The sequence below is a fragment of the Paenibacillus thailandensis genome (assembly GCF_042685365.1).
Classification (GTDB): domain Bacteria; phylum Bacillota; class Bacilli; order Paenibacillales; family Paenibacillaceae; genus Paenibacillus_AP; species Paenibacillus_AP thailandensis.
The window spans coordinates 16,848-33,099 of record NZ_JBHUMY010000026.1; the positions used below are offsets into that span (position 1 = coordinate 16,848).

General features: G+C 55.1%; 14 protein-coding genes. 2 read left to right on the forward strand and 12 right to left on the reverse strand.

What is annotated here, in order from left to right; translation table 11 throughout:
* Window positions 1–218 precede the first annotated feature (218 nt).
* The 5 genes from ACFSW5_RS18865 to ACFSW5_RS18885 all read right to left on the reverse strand — a co-directional run bounded on the left by ACFSW5_RS18865 (window position 219) and on the right by ACFSW5_RS18885 (window position 6,427).
* Window positions 219–1,151: an aromatic acid exporter family protein gene (locus ACFSW5_RS18865; protein ID WP_379276432.1), complete on the reverse strand. Its 933-nt coding sequence runs from the start codon at window positions 1,149–1,151 to the stop codon at window positions 219–221.
* Between the two features lie 153 nt (window positions 1,152–1,304).
* Complete coding sequence (locus ACFSW5_RS18870; RefSeq protein WP_379276434.1) at window positions 1,305–2,420, reverse strand: Ger(x)C family spore germination protein; 1,116 nt, start codon at window positions 2,418–2,420, stop codon at window positions 1,305–1,307.
* Window positions 2,404–3,504, reverse strand: coding sequence for a GerAB/ArcD/ProY family transporter (locus tag ACFSW5_RS18875; protein WP_379276436.1), 1,101 nt, complete (start codon window positions 3,502–3,504; stop codon window positions 2,404–2,406). Before ACFSW5_RS18875 ends, ACFSW5_RS18870 begins: the two co-directional genes overlap by 17 nt.
* 7 nt (window positions 3,505–3,511) lie before the next feature.
* The gene (locus ACFSW5_RS18880; RefSeq protein ID WP_379276438.1) at window positions 3,512–5,011 is read right to left on the reverse strand and encodes a spore germination protein; all 1,500 of its coding nucleotides are present in this window, start codon (window positions 5,009–5,011) and stop codon (window positions 3,512–3,514) included.
* Between the two features lie 198 nt (window positions 5,012–5,209).
* Window positions 5,210–6,427 carry an MFS transporter gene (locus ACFSW5_RS18885; protein ID WP_379276440.1) on the reverse strand — a complete coding sequence of 406 codons (1,218 nt, stop codon included), beginning with the start codon at window positions 6,425–6,427 and terminating at the stop codon, window positions 5,210–5,212.
* A gap of 139 nt (window positions 6,428–6,566) precedes the next feature.
* On the opposite strand from ACFSW5_RS18885, the gene ACFSW5_RS18890 reads away from it, so the two are divergent.
* Window positions 6,567–7,085 carry a Crp/Fnr family transcriptional regulator gene (locus tag ACFSW5_RS18890; RefSeq protein ID WP_379276442.1) on the forward strand — a complete coding sequence of 173 codons (519 nt, stop codon included), beginning with the start codon at window positions 6,567–6,569 and terminating at the stop codon, window positions 7,083–7,085.
* Here ACFSW5_RS18890 and hmpA read toward each other — a convergent pair.
* Both hmpA and ACFSW5_RS18900 read right to left on the reverse strand, forming a co-directional pair.
* Entirely contained in the window at window positions 7,082–8,299 is a 1,218-nt protein-coding gene (gene hmpA, locus ACFSW5_RS18895; protein ID WP_379276445.1) for an NO-inducible flavohemoprotein, read from the reverse strand. The genes ACFSW5_RS18890 and hmpA overlap by 4 nt on opposite strands.
* Window positions 8,300–8,538: 239 nt before the next feature.
* Window positions 8,539–9,261, reverse strand: coding sequence for a ThuA domain-containing protein (locus ACFSW5_RS18900; protein ID WP_379276448.1), 723 nt, complete (start codon window positions 9,259–9,261; stop codon window positions 8,539–8,541).
* Window positions 9,262–9,485: 224 nt separating this feature from the next.
* Here ACFSW5_RS18900 and ACFSW5_RS18905 point away from each other — a divergent pair, with 224 nt between their 5' ends.
* Window positions 9,486–10,634, forward strand: a complete 1,149-nt coding sequence (locus ACFSW5_RS18905; RefSeq protein ID WP_379276450.1) for a glycosyl hydrolase family 8 — start codon at window positions 9,486–9,488, stop codon at window positions 10,632–10,634.
* 82 nt (window positions 10,635–10,716) lie between these two features.
* On the opposite strand, the gene ACFSW5_RS18910 is transcribed toward ACFSW5_RS18905, so the two are convergent.
* The 5 genes from ACFSW5_RS18910 to ACFSW5_RS18930 all read right to left on the reverse strand — a co-directional run bounded on the left by ACFSW5_RS18910 (window position 10,717) and on the right by ACFSW5_RS18930 (window position 16,246).
* Window positions 10,717–10,851 (reverse strand): hypothetical protein, encoded by a 135-nt coding sequence (locus ACFSW5_RS18910; RefSeq protein WP_379276452.1) that lies wholly within the window; start codon window positions 10,849–10,851, stop codon window positions 10,717–10,719.
* A gap of 109 nt (window positions 10,852–10,960) precedes the next feature.
* Window positions 10,961–11,131 (reverse strand): hypothetical protein, encoded by a 171-nt coding sequence (locus tag ACFSW5_RS18915; protein WP_379276454.1) that lies wholly within the window; start codon window positions 11,129–11,131, stop codon window positions 10,961–10,963.
* Window positions 11,115–12,236: a hypothetical protein gene (locus tag ACFSW5_RS18920; RefSeq protein WP_379276456.1), complete on the reverse strand. Its 1,122-nt coding sequence runs from the start codon at window positions 12,234–12,236 to the stop codon at window positions 11,115–11,117. The genes ACFSW5_RS18915 and ACFSW5_RS18920 overlap by 17 nt, the downstream gene beginning before the upstream one ends.
* 211 nt (window positions 12,237–12,447) lie before the next feature.
* Window positions 12,448–13,473, reverse strand: a complete 1,026-nt coding sequence (locus ACFSW5_RS18925; RefSeq protein ID WP_379276458.1) for an endo-1,4-beta-xylanase — start codon at window positions 13,471–13,473, stop codon at window positions 12,448–12,450.
* Between the two features lie 103 nt (window positions 13,474–13,576).
* Complete coding sequence (locus ACFSW5_RS18930) at window positions 13,577–16,246, reverse strand: endo-1,4-beta-xylanase (RefSeq protein WP_379276460.1); 2,670 nt, start codon at window positions 16,244–16,246, stop codon at window positions 13,577–13,579.
* Window positions 16,247–16,252: the final 6 nt, after the last annotated feature.

Below are 16,252 nucleotides of genomic sequence, written 5' to 3' on the forward strand. Positions count from 1 at the left end.
GCGTCTATAAGCCTAGTTATACGTTCATTCATGTCCGATAACGGCCCGATTCAATCCGGAAAGCAAATAAACGCGGACATTTTCGGTATGCCCATGTTTATTCCGAAGGCGCGGCGGGCAGAACAGCTTGCCGAAACGCAAAAAAAACGCGACAGGCGAAAAAAGAGCTCCACCCGATTTCTTCTTCCGAAGCAAGACGGCCTCCTTCGCTTTTGCCGTCAAATCGTGTTAATAAACCGTTCCAGCTCGTTCGCCATCGTGAACAAATTCGCCCGGTTTTCGAATTCCTCGCGCGTTTCCGGAAGCGGCAGGCTTCGATGATAGTCGCGTATTTCGCGCAGCTCGTGGTAGAACCGGTCCGTCGCCGTTCCTTTGCGCAAATTGACGCTAAGCTCTTCGACGAAGTCCCCGATCCGGTTGCTTTGCTCCATCTTGGCCGTGATCCGCGACACCATCGGCAGCATCCGGTCGACGAGCTCGTATTGAAGGCGCTTGTTTTCGAAATACGCGGCGTAGCCGTCGGCTTTGCCGGAGCCTCCGGTTTGGTTCTCCGCATTCAGGGCCGCGAGGCTTCTCCCTTTCGCGATCGTTTCGGACAGCTGCAATACTTCTTTGCCGTCCCATAACGTATAGCCGTTCTTCAAATAAGAGGAGATTTCGTGCAAAATGGCCGCCAGCAGCTGCTCGGAACGTTCCATGTGACGGACAAGCTCCTTATCGATGCTTGGCATGTACCAATTGACCAGCAGCGCAACCCCAAGGCCGATGAGAACGAGCGACAATTCGTTCAGGAAGAAAGCCGCATCCATCTGCTTGTGCAAGAAGACGTGCATCATCATGACGACGCTGCTCGCGATGCCCTCCTGGATTTTAAACTTGACCGTCAAAGGAATAAACAGCAGCAGCACGATAAGAAACGCGTACGGATGATAGCCGAGCAGCTCGAATAAAACCGCCGCGAAAAAAATGCCGATAATGCAGGCGAAAAACCGGCTCACCGCCGCATGCACCGACTTTTTGCGCGACTTCTGAATGCAAAGCAGCGTCAAAATGCCCGCCGCCGTATAGTTTTGAAGCTGGAGCAGCTCGCCGAGCAGCACCGAAATGCTGACGCCGACCGCCGTTTTGATCGTTCGAAATCCGATTTTCATAAATACCGCCCGTCGTATGTAGTGATGTCGTCCCGGTAGTTCTCCATTATAAAGGATCGGTGCGGCCGGTCAATTCCATGTTGATCTTAAATTAAGCTCGTAAGGCGATCGATTCGGCTGTGCATCGGACGGTAAAGCCGCGGCAACGGTTCGCTACCGCAGCTTTCCGAACTCCTTCATTTTATATTCGATCCGGCAATCGACCTTTACGTTCGGCAATTCCTCGTTCCAATCGGGAATGCTTTTCCAAGCCCGGTAGCCAATATGGTTGCGGACATACATGCCGATGCCGATCGCATCCGTTTTGCCCGCTAACATCTTGCTCGTCAATTTTTGCGCCCGGCCCGACAAATATTCGGATATTTCCCGCTCCAGCGCTCTGCGGTCCGGGTCTCTTCCAAGCCTTTTGGACCCGATGTATTCCCGGATAGCGCCATTCATTTTAATGGATATCGTAACGTGAAAGTCGCCGCTCCCCCCTCTCCCTACCCGCACTTGCCGATCGCTGACGATCGATTCGAACATGACGTTCTGTTGCCCGCCGTTCTCGCCCGGAAGCTTCATGCTCATTTCGCCTTTGTTGAACGCCCCTTGCAAAATCGAAAAAAGGATGGCGTCTTTCGGCGAAATCCGCATAACGTAACGGTCGTCCCGGAACAATGCGATGCCGTCGATCTCGATATGGTCTCCCGCATCCTTGATGATCGGCGTGGCGGTGTCGATACCGTCGTCCAGCAGATCGCGCTCGAAATGGTACAGCGTCGTTCTGGGAATGCTGTGTCCCTCCGCTTCTTTTTCCAATAATCCGTCAATGTATTTGTCGGTCGGAGGATGCATTTTATAGTTTTTTTCCTGAAGGCTTTGCGCTTTGCCGTTTACGACGACGATTTTCACTTGCGGCGATATCGTCGGATCGCGCAGCAGCGTATCGATATGCCCCTGAACCCCCTGGCGCGCGAAATCGCTTGAAAACAGCACGATTCGCAATTGACCGTTCACGAGCAGCAGATTCGTTTGTCTGCTCATGGAGATTCTCGCGTCTTTCGAGCTTGTTCCTTGGGCGCTTAACACTTCGCGCTGTACCGGCTTGTCCGGATCCGCCCTCGGAAAGCCGATCGTAATTTGAAGCCGGCCTTCCGGCAGCAGATCGTAACCCGTCGTATATACGAAAGCGACCCGATCCAGAATCCGCTGATCCCCGCATCCGGCGAGTATCGCAAGCAAGACAAGCATCGCAAGCGTCTTGACGGATTTACTTTGGGGGATCATGGGCAGCCCCCTCTCCCGAGCGCTGTGCTAACAGAACAACGAGCAAAACGAGCGGGAGGCACAAGGCGATTCCGGTTTCGACGACGCTCAGAACCTCCAGCCAATCGCCCACCTCCTCTATCCCTTCGGGAATAAAGGCAAGCCCGTAGGAGACGTATGTCAAGACGACGCTGACCGCTTGCTTCTTCATTCTCGGCACGATGCGTCCGACCATCTCCCCCGCCGCCCAGACGAACATCAGCACCGAAAACAAAACCGGAAAAATAAAAAAACCGAAAAACAGATTATCGACCCGTTCGATGAACGGCAGCCGGACATAGGCCAAAATATCGATGATCGGGAACATTTTCGATTTAAGCTGCTGCAGACTGTAGATGCCGAACGCCATCAGAGCGGCGTACAAATAATTCCACGTTAAGATTCCGTTCGCCCATATCGCTCCGCCGATCAGCTTCGTTTGCCGGTCGACGTATCCGAAAAGCAGCAGGCACAGCTCGAAGCCGAGAAACGACGAATACATGTCAAATTGCTCGCTTAGCGAAAATTCGCCGCCCTTGAACAAAAAAGGCGTTAAACGGCCCCATTCGAATTCGCCCCAGAAGAAAAAAAGCAAAAATATCATCCAAATGAACATGCCGAAAAATAGAGTAGCGGCTTTGGCGATATTGTAAATGCCTTTGGTGAGCAGCCAGGCGACGAGCGTAACCAAAGCGAAATAGAACAGCATCGAATGTGTCGTCGGAAACGAAAACATTTGGAAAATAAGGATGTACTCCTTGCCCGCCATGCTGCCGAGCATCATCCATATGACCGCGATGGCCGCGTAAAACGGAAACAAGATCGGCTTCGGGATGGATTGCTCCAATATTTCAAAAATCGTCCTTCCGCCGCCAAGCTTATAAACAAGCCCGATCAGGGCAATATTCAGCGTGACGATCAGCCCGAATCCGGCAACCGCAATCCAGCCGTTCGTGCCGAACGTTTGAGCCAGGCGCTGAGGAAGTACAAAGACCATGACACCGGATTGAATCATGTAAATCAGGATCGCGCTATGGATCGGCGCCAATTTTTCATGTGCTGCCACGCATTGCTCACCGCCTTGATTTATTGCGTTGCATGTTGGGGCTCACGCTTTGCGTCGGTCTGAGCCGAAGCGCATGAAACGGAGCGCGAATGAATATGTCCTTCCAGTCCTTCGGCTCAAAAGGCGCGACCGGCGTCAAATACGAGGTGCCGAGACTCGTCAGGCCGCTTAAATGAATGACGATCGCCGCCAATCCGATGACCAGGCCGAAATTGCCCCACAAACCGGCCAGCAGAATAAGACCGAACCGGATCAAGCGGATGGAAGCGCTCATGACGTAGCTCGGAATGACGAACGACGCAATGGCGGAGGACGCGACCGCGATAATAAGCACGTTGCTCGTCAGTCCCGCCTGAACCGCGGCTTGGCCGATGACGATACCGCCGACGATACCGATCGTTTGCCCGATTTTGGTCGGCAGCCGGGCGCCGGCCTCGCGGAGCAGCTCGATCGTCACTTCCATCACAAGCGCTTCGTAAACGGGCGGGAAGGGCACCCGGCTGCGCGATTCCGTCAACGTCACCAGCAAATTCATCGGTATCATCTCGTAATGGTACGTCGTAGCGGAAACGTACAGCGCCGTAAAGCTGGTCGTAATGATAAACGCCAGGAAGCGCAGCAGACGGGTCGCGCTGCCGAGTATCCACCGCTGATAATAGTCGTCCGACGACGAAAAAAACTCAAAGAAGGAAGTCGGCACCGTAAAGACCGACGGGCTGCCGTCCACCAAGCCGACCACCCGCCCCGCAACCAGCTTGGAGACGATGGCGTCCGGCCTTTCGGAAGTCAAATATTGCGGAAAAATCGAATTTTTGTTGTCGTCGATATATTGAATGAGCATGTTCGTGTCCAGCATGGAATCGACCTCGATCTGTTCGATCCGCCTCTTCGCTTCCCGGACGAAGTCCATGTTGGCGATGTCTTTAATGTAAAGCAGATATACGTCGGTTTTGGTGATTTCGCCCACGCTGAGCTTGATGGTCTTCAGATGGGAGCTTTTGAGGCGAGATCGGATCAAGGACAAGCCGATGCCGGCCTGCTCGGTGAACGCGTCATGCGGGCCGGTAATGACCGTTTCCGTCTCGGATTGCGATACGGCCCGCCCCTCGGCGCCATACGCGCTCACCACATACGCGCCCGCGCGCGTAAAAATGGCTACCCCGCCCGCAAGCACCCCGACGATCAGCTCCTTGGAATCGAAGACGGCATAAGGAAGCAGCTGCTCCACCAGCTTGTCCGCTTCCTCGTCCCCCTTCATAATGGGGATCAGCAGCTGTTGGTTCAGCTTATTCTGATCGACCATATGCTCGAAATAAATCAAATCGATCCCGCGGTCGGGAAAACGGCGATGCGTAAGATCGTCGCAATCCCGAAACTCCTCGAGCGTCAGCGCCAGCGACGGAGCTTTCGTCTCTTCCGGAAGAGCTTCCGGCTCCGCCTTATCCTGAAAGGCATCCTCCGCCGTATCGTTCAACATCCATTTTTTTAACCGATCGGAGAACTTCATGCGCACCTCGCCGTGAACAAATGACTTTTGCATCCTTATTTTGCATACTACTTTGGAAAACATACGCAAATTCGAAGACGGCTCCATTAGACTGGAATCGGCAGCCCCCGTTCAAAGGGAATGGATTGGCATCATTTTTTTCAAACAGCAAAAAAACCGGCCTCGCGGCCGGGTTCAATAAGATGGAGCGTAATTCGATTAATGCGGCGACGGAGTTTCCGCGGCGGATGCGGACGGAACGAAACGCGAGCCGCCCCATGCCATCAGCGCCGCCAGGCACAATATGGCCGCCAGCGCGATCCCGAGAAGCCGGAAGCCATGTTGATGTTGCATCAAGGCGGAAGAAAGAAGGGGGCCGATGCTCGCCCCGGCGAATATAAAGCAGCCGTAAAGCGCGGCCGCGCTTCCCCTCGCTCGGCCGCCGAACAGGTTCACGAGCACGATGACGCCCGGCACGGCGGTCGCGATGCCCGCCACGAAAGCGACGCTCGAGACGACGAGCGGCAGCAACGCCGTGGACATGCCCTCGGAGACGATGCCGGCGGCAGCTATTAACAAGCCGGCGATAAGAACTTTGGAAGCGCCGAACCGTTCGATCGATCGGCCGGCAAGCGGCGACACCAGGATGCCGGGTATGCCGGCAAGGCGAATCCACATGAGGCCCCGTTCCCCGATGCCGAACGTTTCTTCGATGTGCGAGCCAAGCCCCGCGTACATTGCGACGAAGCAGAGCAGCAGCGTCACGGCTACCGCATAGGCGAAGAGCAGCGGAGCGCTGCCGAGCAAGCCGAACAGCCGGGCGACCGCCGTTCGCACCGGAATTTTAACGTTTGGCGCCGTTCCGGGGGGAAGCCGAAGCGCGCACAAGGCAAGGACGAGAAAGCCGGCCGCCGAAAGGCCGAATGCGCCCCGCCAGCCGATCATCGGCTCCATCTCGCTTGCATAGATTTGCCCGAGCACGCCCGCAAGCAGGAAGCCGCAGCTGATCGTCGAGATCGCGACGGGCCGCAGCCTCGGAGCAAAAACGTCTCCTACATAAGCGAGCGCCGCAGGCGGAAAGGACGCGGCGAAAAACCCTTGAACGGCCCGCAGCGCAATGAGCCATTCCAGCGTGGGGCTGAAAGCGACGGCGATGCTGGACAATACTAGCGCAAACAAGCCGCCCGCAAGCACGTTGCGGCGCCTCGTCCGGTCCGACCAGGTGCCGAACACGAGATTGCCGAGCGCATACGCAAAGCCAAACGCGCTGCCTGCCCACACCGCCTTGATCGCGGGAGCGTCAAACGCATCGGACAACACGGGAAGCAAAGGGATCGTCATATACAGCAGCGATACGACCAGCACCGCCCCGGTCGCCAGCACGGACATAATCCCGAGGAACACCTTGGTTCCGCTAACCTCATTCAGGTCCATCATTCTCCCATTCTCCGTTTTAGTAGACCGCTGTGTTATTATTAAAGGAATTGAAAAATGAACAACGGCGGTCAAGATTTGTATTACCCTATGATCTTTCCGCTTGTTCGCATGCCCATTATCGATTATGGAGAGATGCAAGATGCTGGTGCATAAAGGGGAAATCGTGTTCCGCCAAGGAGATTCCGGACCGCTGTACCGCCTGAATAGCGGGCTTCTCAAAATCGTTCGCCTTCACGAAAACGGCCACTCGCTGCTTATCAACTTGATTACGCCGGGGGAAATCATCCCGCATCATTCGTTAGTGACGCCCAAGCCCTATCACGGAACGGCTATCGCGCTGACCACCTGCGATATCGAGCCTATTCCGGCGGGACGATGGTATGCCGATCTGGCCAACGATCCAGCCAGGTACCGGGAAATCGCGCTGCTGCTGCAGGACAAGCTCCGCATGATGCAGCAGCGGATCGATCACTTGTCTCAGATTAAGCCCGCGGATAAGCTGAGCAAGCTGCAGCAATGGTTCGCGGCTTATATTTCCCCCGACGCGCTGACGGACGTTCTGACCCAAGACGAGATCGGCCAGCTGATCGGCTTGCGCCGCGAGACGGTGAACCGGCTGCTGAGGGCGCAAGCTTCGGCCGGACACAAGACCGATTAATCCAAAGAACCTTTCGGTCCAAAAAATTCATAATGGATATCGGAAGGCGCGGCCCCCGCTTCCTTCAGTACCCGGTTTATATGCTTCATGAACGGAACCGGTCCGCAGAAGTAGAACCCGGCATCCATCGTCGGTACGACGCTTTTCAGCCAAGGCAGATCGATCAAGCCCTCCTTGTCAAAGCGCCCCAGCTCCCGGTCGCGGTCCGTCGGACTGCTGTAGCAGTAGAACGCCGACAGCTGCGGACGGCTGCGGACAAGCTCCGCCACATGCTCCCGCATGGCATGGACTTCGCCGTTTCTCGCCTGATGGATGAACGTAACTTGCCGCTCCGGCTGCTGTTCCGCGAGCGCGTTCAGCATGGCGATCATCGGCGTCAGACCTACTCCGCCGCTTATGAACACGACGGGGCGGGTATCCTCCATATCCAGCGTGAAATCCCCGGCCGGCGCCGACAGCAGCAGCGCGTCGCCTTCCTTGACCTTTTCGTGCAAATAAGCGGACACGATGCCGGCCGGACGTCCTTCGCAGGCTTCCTCCCGCTTGACCGAAATACGGTAATACGGTTTGCCCGGCGCATCGGATAAGCTGTATTGGCGCATATGGGTATATTTTTCGCCCGGAATTTCCGCTTTTAACGTCACATATTGACCGGGCTTAAACCCGGATATCGCCTTCCCGTCTTGCGGCACCAAATAAAACGATGTGATCGTTTCGCTCTCCTTCGTCTTCCGTTCCACCGTAAACGGCCGGAACCCTTTCCAGCCGCCTTCGGCTTGCTCGGCCGAAGCGTACATATCGCGCTCAACCCCGATGAATGCGTCTGCAATGACGCCGTAAGCTTCCGCCCATGCCTGCAAAATATCGTCTGTCGCCGCATCCCCGAGAACATCCTTGATCGCGGCCAGCAAATTTTCGCCGACGATCGGGTAATGCTCCGCCTTGATGCCCAAGCTGCGGTGCTTGTGGGCGATTTGCACGACGGCGGGAAGGATCTCCTCCAATCGGTCAATATGGGCCGCTGCGGCATAAACCGCATTGGCGAGCGCCGTCTGCTGCCTGCCTTGCCTCTGGTTGGCATGATTGAATAGGTTCAGCAATTCGGGATGGTTCGAGAACAGCATTTGATAAAACCGCTTCGTAATTTCGACGCCGTGGACTTCCAATACGGGCACGGTCGATTTAATGATGTCGATCGTTTTTTGACTCAGCATCTTTATCCCTCGTTTCTCGATTCATAGGACTTCTTATGTTTTTCCATAACTCAAGTATAGTAAACGAGTCCGGATGCCGTTGTGATTGCAATCACGTTAAAAAGGAACGATCTGTGAAGATGCTCGGCGGTCATGCCGGCGGCTTGCCGGCGCAGTCGAATGAATGAAATCGGCGCAAAAAAACGGCATCGTCCCATCCTAAGGACCGATGCCGTTTGCTTGCAGTATGGCGGTATAAGCTATTTTGCCGAAATCGGCTCCAGCGGCTTCGCGTTGCCGTAAACCGGGTACGCGCGGTTGGCCGGCTGCGCCCATTTCACCGCGTTGACAATGACGCGCTGAATCTCTTTGTTATGATACGTCGGGTACGTTTCGTGTCCCGGCCGGAAATAAAAGATTTTGCCGTTGCCGCGCGAATACGTGCAGCCGCTCCGGAACACTTCGCCGCCTTCGAACCAGCTGATGAACACCAGCTCGTCGGGAGCCGGGATGTCGAAATGCTCGCCGTACATTTCTTCCTTCTCGAGCTCGATATATTCGCCGATTCCTTCGGCGATCGGATGGCCCGGAGCCGCTACCCACAAGCGCTCGCGATCGTCCGCCTCCCGCCATTTCAGATCGCAGCTCGTTCCCATCAGCGATTTGAATATTTTCGAGAAATGGCCGGAATGAAGAACGATGAGCCCCATCCCGTTCAATACCCGGCGCTTCACCTTCTCGACGATCTCGTCCTTAACGTCTCCGTGCGCCAGATGGCCCCACCAGACAAGCACATCCGTACGGTTCAATACCTCGTCCGTCAAGCCATGCTCCGGTTCGTCCAGCGTAGCGGTTCCGGCTTGAAAGCCGGCCTCCGCCAGGAACCCCGCGATCGTCCCGTGGATGCCGTTCGGATATATTTCGCTCACTTTCGGATTGCGCTTCTCATGGCGATTCTCGTTCCATACCGTTACGTTCAACATGCGCGATGCACCCCTCATCGTTTATCTGAAGTTCAGTATAAGGAATCTATGGGATGAAAAACAGGCCCGATTTTGTCCGCTTATTATTCAAATATGTCCAGAATTGCGAACTCCGCCATGGAGGAAAGAGATCAACTATAGTTTTTCGGGAAAGCGCTTTAATTTGTTAAGCGTCCATTGTGGTAAGATGAAACAAACATGCAGGAATGGGGGCTGACGCTTTTATGTCGGTTATTCAACGAGATGGCGCTTTTTATACCGGGGAATACAGAAATCTGTTCAAGGAGCACGGCTATTCCGAGGAAGAGATCCGCACAAGGCTCGAACAGGCATGGGCCGACTTGTTCTACGGAAATCCGGATGTGCGGATCTATTATCCGATGGGCGACGATAAAGGCTATATCCTCGATACCGGCAATCTGGACGTCCGGACGGAAGGGATGTCTTACGGAATGATGATGGCCGTCCAAATGAACAAGAAAGAAGAATTCGACCGGCTGTGGAATTTCTCGAAAACTTATATGCAGCACAAGGAAGGCCGTTACAAGGATTACTTCGCATGGCATTGCAGGCCCGACGGCACCCGCATATCCCAGGGACCGGCCCCGGACGGGGAAGAATATTACGCCATGGCCTTATTGTTCGCCTCCAATCGGTGGGGAGACGGCCCCGAGCCTTACAATTATTCCGAGCAAGCGCGAACGATCTTGCGCGCCTGCGTGCATCAAGGCGACAACGGCGAGGGCGATCCGATGTGGGATCCGGAAACGAAGCTGATTAAATTTGTACCGGAAGCTCCGTTCAGCGATCCGTCTTACCATCTCCCTCATTTCTACGAGTTGTTTGCGCTGCAGGCGGACGAGCGGGATCGAGCGTTCTGGAAAGAAGCCGCCGAGGCCAGCCGCGCTTACCTGCATGCCGCATGCCATCCGGAAACCGGCCTTTCGCCCGAATATGCGAATTACGACGGAACGCCGGCGGAGCCGCAGCGTCACGGGGATTTCCGGCATTTCTTCAGCGACGCTTACCGGGTGGCCGCCAATATCGGACTGGATTGGGAATGGTTCCGCAAGGATCCTTGGCAGGTTGAGCAATCGAATCGCATTCAAGCCTTTTTCCGGGATATTGACGTTGCCGATTACCGCCGTTATACGATTGACGGGAAGCCTTTCGACGAGCCGGCGCTGCATCCGATTGGACTTCTTGCAACCAATGCGATGGCTTCGCTAGCCGCGGACGGCCCGGATGCAAGCCATTTCGTCCGTTTGCTTTGGAATACGCCTTTGCGCACCGGCGTGCGGCGTTACTACGATAATTGCTTGTATTTCTTTTGCCTGCTGGCGTTAAGCGGCAATTACCGGATTTATCGATGATCGGGGAATGCCGATAGGATAATGCAAGAAAACTTGAGGCGGGCGAGTATAGGAAACGGCTGGAGGATACAGGGTTAAAGGGTTACTTCTCTTTTTTCCGGAATTTGCTCAGCCGGCTTTCTCTTAAGGCACGGCGCTCGTCTATGAGTTCTTTTTGGGATTTATCTTTCAGCGGTACCGGTTTGGGATTAAACGGCACGATTTTTTTGCCTTTCATCTTATTCTTCTTCATCCTTTGCAAGAGAATAGTAGAAAGTGTGCCCCAAAATGTCCGCCGCTAAACAGAAAAGCTTCCCGGTTAGCACCGGGAAGCTTCTTGGTCTTATTTATCGGGTTAATTCGGCAAGCCGTTCGATTTTCCGCTCGATGATCGAAGTCCGTTGACTGACTTGCTTCAGCATTTGCTCGCGCAATTGCCGGCGCTTGCGAATAATATTCCGTTGAGATATGTCCTCGATGACATGAACGGCGATTGTTTTATTAGTTTGCGTCTGCACTCCGGTCAACCTCCTTCCGAGCCATCCCGCTTTGCTGCAGAATTAAACAAAACGCATGAACAACTCTGCGAATCTGTCTCGTTTCTATGATACCATCTCCCAGTAGAAGAGACAAGCTGCGCTCATCGTCGTCATCGAAGTGAAAGCACCACACCCACGTCTCCCCTTCCAGCATGGCCATTCGAAAAGCGACAAGATGGCGGCCGGGATACGGATTGTGATAATGAGCTTGCTCCATTTCGTCCTGAGCCGCAACGACAGCCGCAAAATGAGCGTGTTCTTCAAAATCCAGAGTCCGGTACTTGCCGGAAGTTCCCCTGTCCATAATAAGCTCAAGGGAACGGTCTCCTTTGCGGTATAAGGAGAAGCCGGAAATAAAGTCCATATCGGTAAAGTCAAGCCGTCCGTTCACGTATCTGTACAAATTCTCGTTAATTTTCTTAATGATCCCGACGAGGTAAGTAATCGCATTCTCGGACTTCACCAGCTCGTCCTCCAGCAGTTCAATGACGGACTCGTTCTCGTCAATGGTGTTCTGCAGATCGACGATGCTGTTCTGTAAAAAATCGTGCTGGCTTTGCGAATAGGCAACGACATAAGCGATGCTCGAAGGATCGTGATTATTTTGACTGAATACGGTATTCACAATGTCGTAGAGCCCTTCGAACGTAAAGTCGTTTTTGTTCAGAAACTGCGCCCATATCGCAAACTCTTGCGGGCGCTTCGCCTTAAAGGCTTCCACATGGAAACGGCTATGCCCTATCGTTGCCATCTTGTTTTCATAGGAACGAACCAATAGATAATAAATAACGGGAACGAGCAATGCGGCTCCGCAACAGCTGATCCAGACGGGCCAAGGACCGTATGTACCGGCGGCAATCCCGGCGATAACGGGACCGATGATCGGAAGCGCGGACCATTGGACGGCTTGCAACAGTTTAAAGTGCTTCAAGTAGCCGCCAAAATCCTTTAACGGACCCAGCCATGCTTGTTTTCTCCAAGGTTCGCCTAACTGGGCTCTCATTTGAATAATAACCGGATCTACTGTCGCTTTAAGCTCATTGAGATAGCTATGATAATTGGCTTTAATCTCTTTGACTACCATCCTGAATGATCACCCCCCGTCCAATATACAACAAATCTCGATTTTCTGGAAAATTTTATTGGAGCGGCGGAGTGCTCCCGTTGAAGCGTTAAGCCGATTAAATGAGAGATCAAAGGAGACGCAACAAAGCGCACGAATAAACGGCTTTCGCACATGCTGCGGTTTAAAGCCGTATCGTGCGCCTGTTATTACGCAGGGATATATTGCAAATTTACTTCTCGGCGGAACGAAGGCCGACTACTTCGCGGAACGCGCCTTTGGGCTGCCGATTCGTATCGAATAGCAGCGGCCAGTTTTTCCGGCCTCTGACCGGGAAGTCGTCCAGCCACGTATAGTCGTCCGCGGCGCCCCAGAACGTGACGCTTGTCAGCACGCCGCGGTATTCGCGGAACAGCCGGAAAAACTGCCCGTACCGTTCCTCCTGCAGCCGCATCATTTCGGCCGTCGGCGCCGCGAGGTCGGTGCGCCTGTCGTTGAACTCGAATACGGACACGTCCATCTCCGTAATTTGCAGCTTCAGGCCAAGCGACGCATAACGCTCGATTGCGGCCCGGATATCGTCAAGAGCCGGGTCTTTCAAGTTCCAGTGCGCCTGAAGGCCGATGCCGTGGATCGGCGCCCCCTGCTCCAACAGCGATTTGACGAGACCGTAAATTTTGTCGCGCTTGATCGGATTGCATTCGTTATAGTCGTTATAAAACAGGAGCGCGTCGGGATCGGCTTCATGGGCGAAGCGGAACGCTTGCGCGATATAATCGTCGCCGATGCCGAGCAGCCATTTCGACGGGCGCAGCAGCTCCTCCCCTTCGTCGGCCACCGCTTCGTTCACGACGTCCCAGCAGTATATCGCGTCGCGATACCGCTTAACGACGGTATCGATATGCGACTTCATCCGAGCGAGGAGCAGCTCGCGGTTCGCCGCTCCGCCGCCCTCGTCCTCGAACACCCAGTCCGGCGTCTGGTTATGCCATACGAGCGTATGCCCGCGCAGCTTCATCCCGTTGTCGCGGGAGAACCGGGCTATCCGGTCCGCCTTCTCGAACGTATACGTATCTTCCGCGGGATGAACGCTTTCGAATTTCATCTCGTTCTCCGCCGTCAAGCTATTGTAATGTTCAAGGAGCAGGTCGCGCTGGCTTAGAACGGTATGCGCGTTAACCGCGGCGCCGATCAGGAAGTCGTCCTTGAACGCGCCGGCGAGCGATTGGTTCATTACGGTATTGTCCGCTTCCGCCATACGGCAGTCACCTCTTTCATCGTATATCGAAAATAGGTTGAATCCTTAATGATAGCTAATAATTCCGAAAGGGATTCCCTTGCGTGTTCAAATCCAATCGGGACTACTCCTCCACCAGCTGCAGCAAGCCGTAGCCGGACGTGTTCCGGTAGGACTGCCCGGACCTGTCGTTCCAGATCGCGACGCTGTCGCGTTTGCCGTCTCCGTCCTCGTCGTTGTTGACCTGGACGTCGAAGCCGATGAAGTCGCCGGCCTTAGGCGGCGTGCCGGTCCAAGCGACGGACGCTTCCACGATATAGCCGTCCGCTGTCCGCTGCGCGGCGGACACCAGATTGGCGCTCAGCGATACCGGATTGACGGACTGCTCGTTATCGAAATTAATCCGGTACTGACCGTCGTCCGCTTCGAAAGAAGCCGTCGCGCCGTTGTTCTGGTCGATGAAAATTTCCACCGAATCCTGCTCGTAGACGTTGGCGCTTTGCTTCGACAGCAGCGAGTCGGTCACTTCGGCGAGCACGTACAGGCGGCCTTCGTCCCAAAGCGTGCGGACCTTGGCGGTCGACCCGCTTGATCCGGCGACCCAGCGTTCGGTCGATATTTCGTTGGCGCCCTCCCATACATCGTCAATGCTGCCGTCGACAACCGGCGTTCCTTTCGCGGCCGCCGTCAGCTGCGGTCCTTCGACAAACGCGAGGACGCCGAATTTGGACGTGTCGGTATCCTGCGCCCCGGTCGTGTCGTTCCACGACGTCATCGTTTCCGTCGAGCCGGACTTGTCGACGATTCGCACATCGAACCCGATCTCTTGCCCAAGCTCCGCTTGGCCGAGCGGAATCGCGGCTTCCAAGGCGTATCCGCCGGCGGTATTAACCGCCTTGTAATCTACCGGCTTGTGCGGATTTGCGCCGCTCCGCCGAAGCGTATACTTCGCGTCATCCGCCTCGTAAGCGGAAGTTTTGCCGTTGTTGCCGTCGACGAATATTTCGACCGCATCGTTCCCGTTCGTTGTCCGGTCGAACACGTCGATGGATACGTACAAGTTGCTTTCGTCCCATAACGTTTTGATTTCGGCCGCCGCCTCCCCGTCCTTCACGATGGATACGGCCGGCGCCCGGTTCCAGGCATCTTCCTTCACCCCGTCGATAACGGCGCTTCCGGAAGGCGACGTCGCCCGCTTGATTTCAACCGGCACCTTGCTCGGATCGACAAGCGCCCAATACGCGTATTTCGCTTGCAGCCGCTCGTCGAACAGCAACGGCCAGTTGTTGCGTACGACCGGGAAAGTGCGAAGCCATGAGTTCGCGTCGTCCTTGCCCCAGAAAATGACGGCCGTAATTAGATCGTTGTATTTCCGGAACACATCAAAAATTTCTTTATATCGGTAGGCCTGCCTGATCTGCTGCTCAAGAGGGAACGACTCCCACGAATCCGTGTCGTTCGTATAGCTGCTCATATCGAGCTCCGTAATCTGCTGCTCGATGCCCAAGTCGGCAAACGCGGCGATCGTCTCGTCGATTTCCTGCGCCGACGGATACTGAATATTGATATGCATCTGGTGGCCGACGCCGTCCACGGGGATGCCTTTCGCCTGCAGCCGTTTAATCAGGTCGTGCAAAAATTGCCGTTTCTCCGGCTGATGCGTATTGTAATCGTTAATGAACAGCTTCGCGTCCGGATCCGCCGCATGAGCGAATTCGAACGCCTTCTCGATGTATTCCTCGCCCGCGATTTGGTACCATAAGCTGTTGCGCAAGCCGTTCGGCCGGTTGTCGCCCGGCTCGATCACTTCGTTCACGACGTCCCAAGCGTATATCTGGCCCTTGTACCGTCCCATCACCGTTTCGATATGCCGCTTCATCCGCTCGTATAGCAGCTCTTTGCTTGCCAAGTTGCCCTTCTCGTCGTAGAACACCCAATCCGGCGTCTGGCTGTGCCACACGAGCGTATGTCCGCGGAAGGCGATGCCGCTCGCTTGAGCGAAATGAAATGCCCGATCCGCGCGCGTAAAGTCGAATTGCCCTTCCTGCGGTTCGGTTGCGTCCCACTTCAGCTCGTTGCCTGCCGTCAAGGCGTTGAAGTGCTTCTCCAGCAGCTGCGCATGGGGACCGTCCGGATCGGCGATCTCGGATACGAGGAAGGACGAACCGAGCATAAAGTCGCCGGCAAATACGTCCTTAAGCGACGGGATGTCCTTCTCGATCTCGATCGGCGGCTCGTCCGCGGTTGCCTCCATCCGAAAATCGTCCATATAAAAAACAAGCGTCGGATTGGAAAACGACTCGAAATAGACGGCTATCGACTCGGGCGTTCCGTTCAGCTTGTATTCGCCCGCAAGCTTCGTCCAGCCCCCGGCGGTTGCCGTGACGGAGCCGACGTTCTCGTAATAGGTCGTACCGCCAGCCGTCCGCTGAATCGTCATCGAAACGGGAGCATCCGGCGTTCCTTCGGGCAGACGAACCCAAGATGAAAGCGCATACGTTTTGCCGGAAGGCATTGCCTGCGTAACGTCGAGCATCGGACCGTGCCAGCCTTGCGTCCTTCCATCGACTTGAAGGCCATAAGCGCCCGAATGTGCGGCATCGGCCGTCGCCGTCAACGCTTCCGTCCCTCCGCGTCCGAACCAGCCCTGAACCGTGCCGTCTTCAAAGTCTGAGGTTACGGCTGCGGGTTCCGGCTCCGCTTTCGTCTCCCGCGGGCCGACCGTGACAGTCGTCAGCACAAGAACCAATGCCAGCAGGAGCGAAATTTTCCTGTTCAATCTCTTACTGTTCATGAATAC

Bases quoted from the DNA above. Each gene is read 5' to 3' on its own strand.
- ACFSW5_RS18865 (WP_379276432.1), bottom strand. From the start codon at position 1,151: ATGAAAATCGGATTTCGAACGATCAAAACGGCGGTCGGCGTCAGCATT.
- ACFSW5_RS18870 (WP_379276434.1), bottom strand. From the start codon at position 2,420: ATGATCCCCCAAAGTAAATCCGTCAAGACGCTTGCGATGCTTGTCTTG.
- ACFSW5_RS18880 (WP_379276438.1), bottom strand. From the start codon at position 5,011: ATGAAGTTCTCCGATCGGTTAAAAAAATGGATGTTGAACGATACGGCG.
- ACFSW5_RS18885 (WP_379276440.1), bottom strand. From the start codon at position 6,427: ATGATGGACCTGAATGAGGTTAGCGGAACCAAGGTGTTCCTCGGGATT.
- ACFSW5_RS18890 (WP_379276442.1), top strand. From the start codon at position 6,567: ATGCTGGTGCATAAAGGGGAAATCGTGTTCCGCCAAGGAGATTCCGGA.
- hmpA (WP_379276445.1), bottom strand. From the start codon at position 8,299: ATGCTGAGTCAAAAAACGATCGACATCATTAAATCGACCGTGCCCGTA.
- ACFSW5_RS18900 (WP_379276448.1), bottom strand. From the start codon at position 9,261: ATGTTGAACGTAACGGTATGGAACGAGAATCGCCATGAGAAGCGCAAT.
- ACFSW5_RS18905 (WP_379276450.1), top strand. From the start codon at position 9,486: ATGTCGGTTATTCAACGAGATGGCGCTTTTTATACCGGGGAATACAGA.
- ACFSW5_RS18910 (WP_379276452.1), bottom strand. From the start codon at position 10,851: ATGAAAGGCAAAAAAATCGTGCCGTTTAATCCCAAACCGGTACCGCTG.
- ACFSW5_RS18920 (WP_379276456.1), bottom strand. From the start codon at position 12,236: ATGGTAGTCAAAGAGATTAAAGCCAATTATCATAGCTATCTCAATGAG.
- ACFSW5_RS18925 (WP_379276458.1), bottom strand. From the start codon at position 13,473: ATGGCGGAAGCGGACAATACCGTAATGAACCAATCGCTCGCCGGCGCG.
- ACFSW5_RS18930 (WP_379276460.1), bottom strand. From the start codon at position 16,246: ATGAACAGTAAGAGATTGAACAGGAAAATTTCGCTCCTGCTGGCATTG.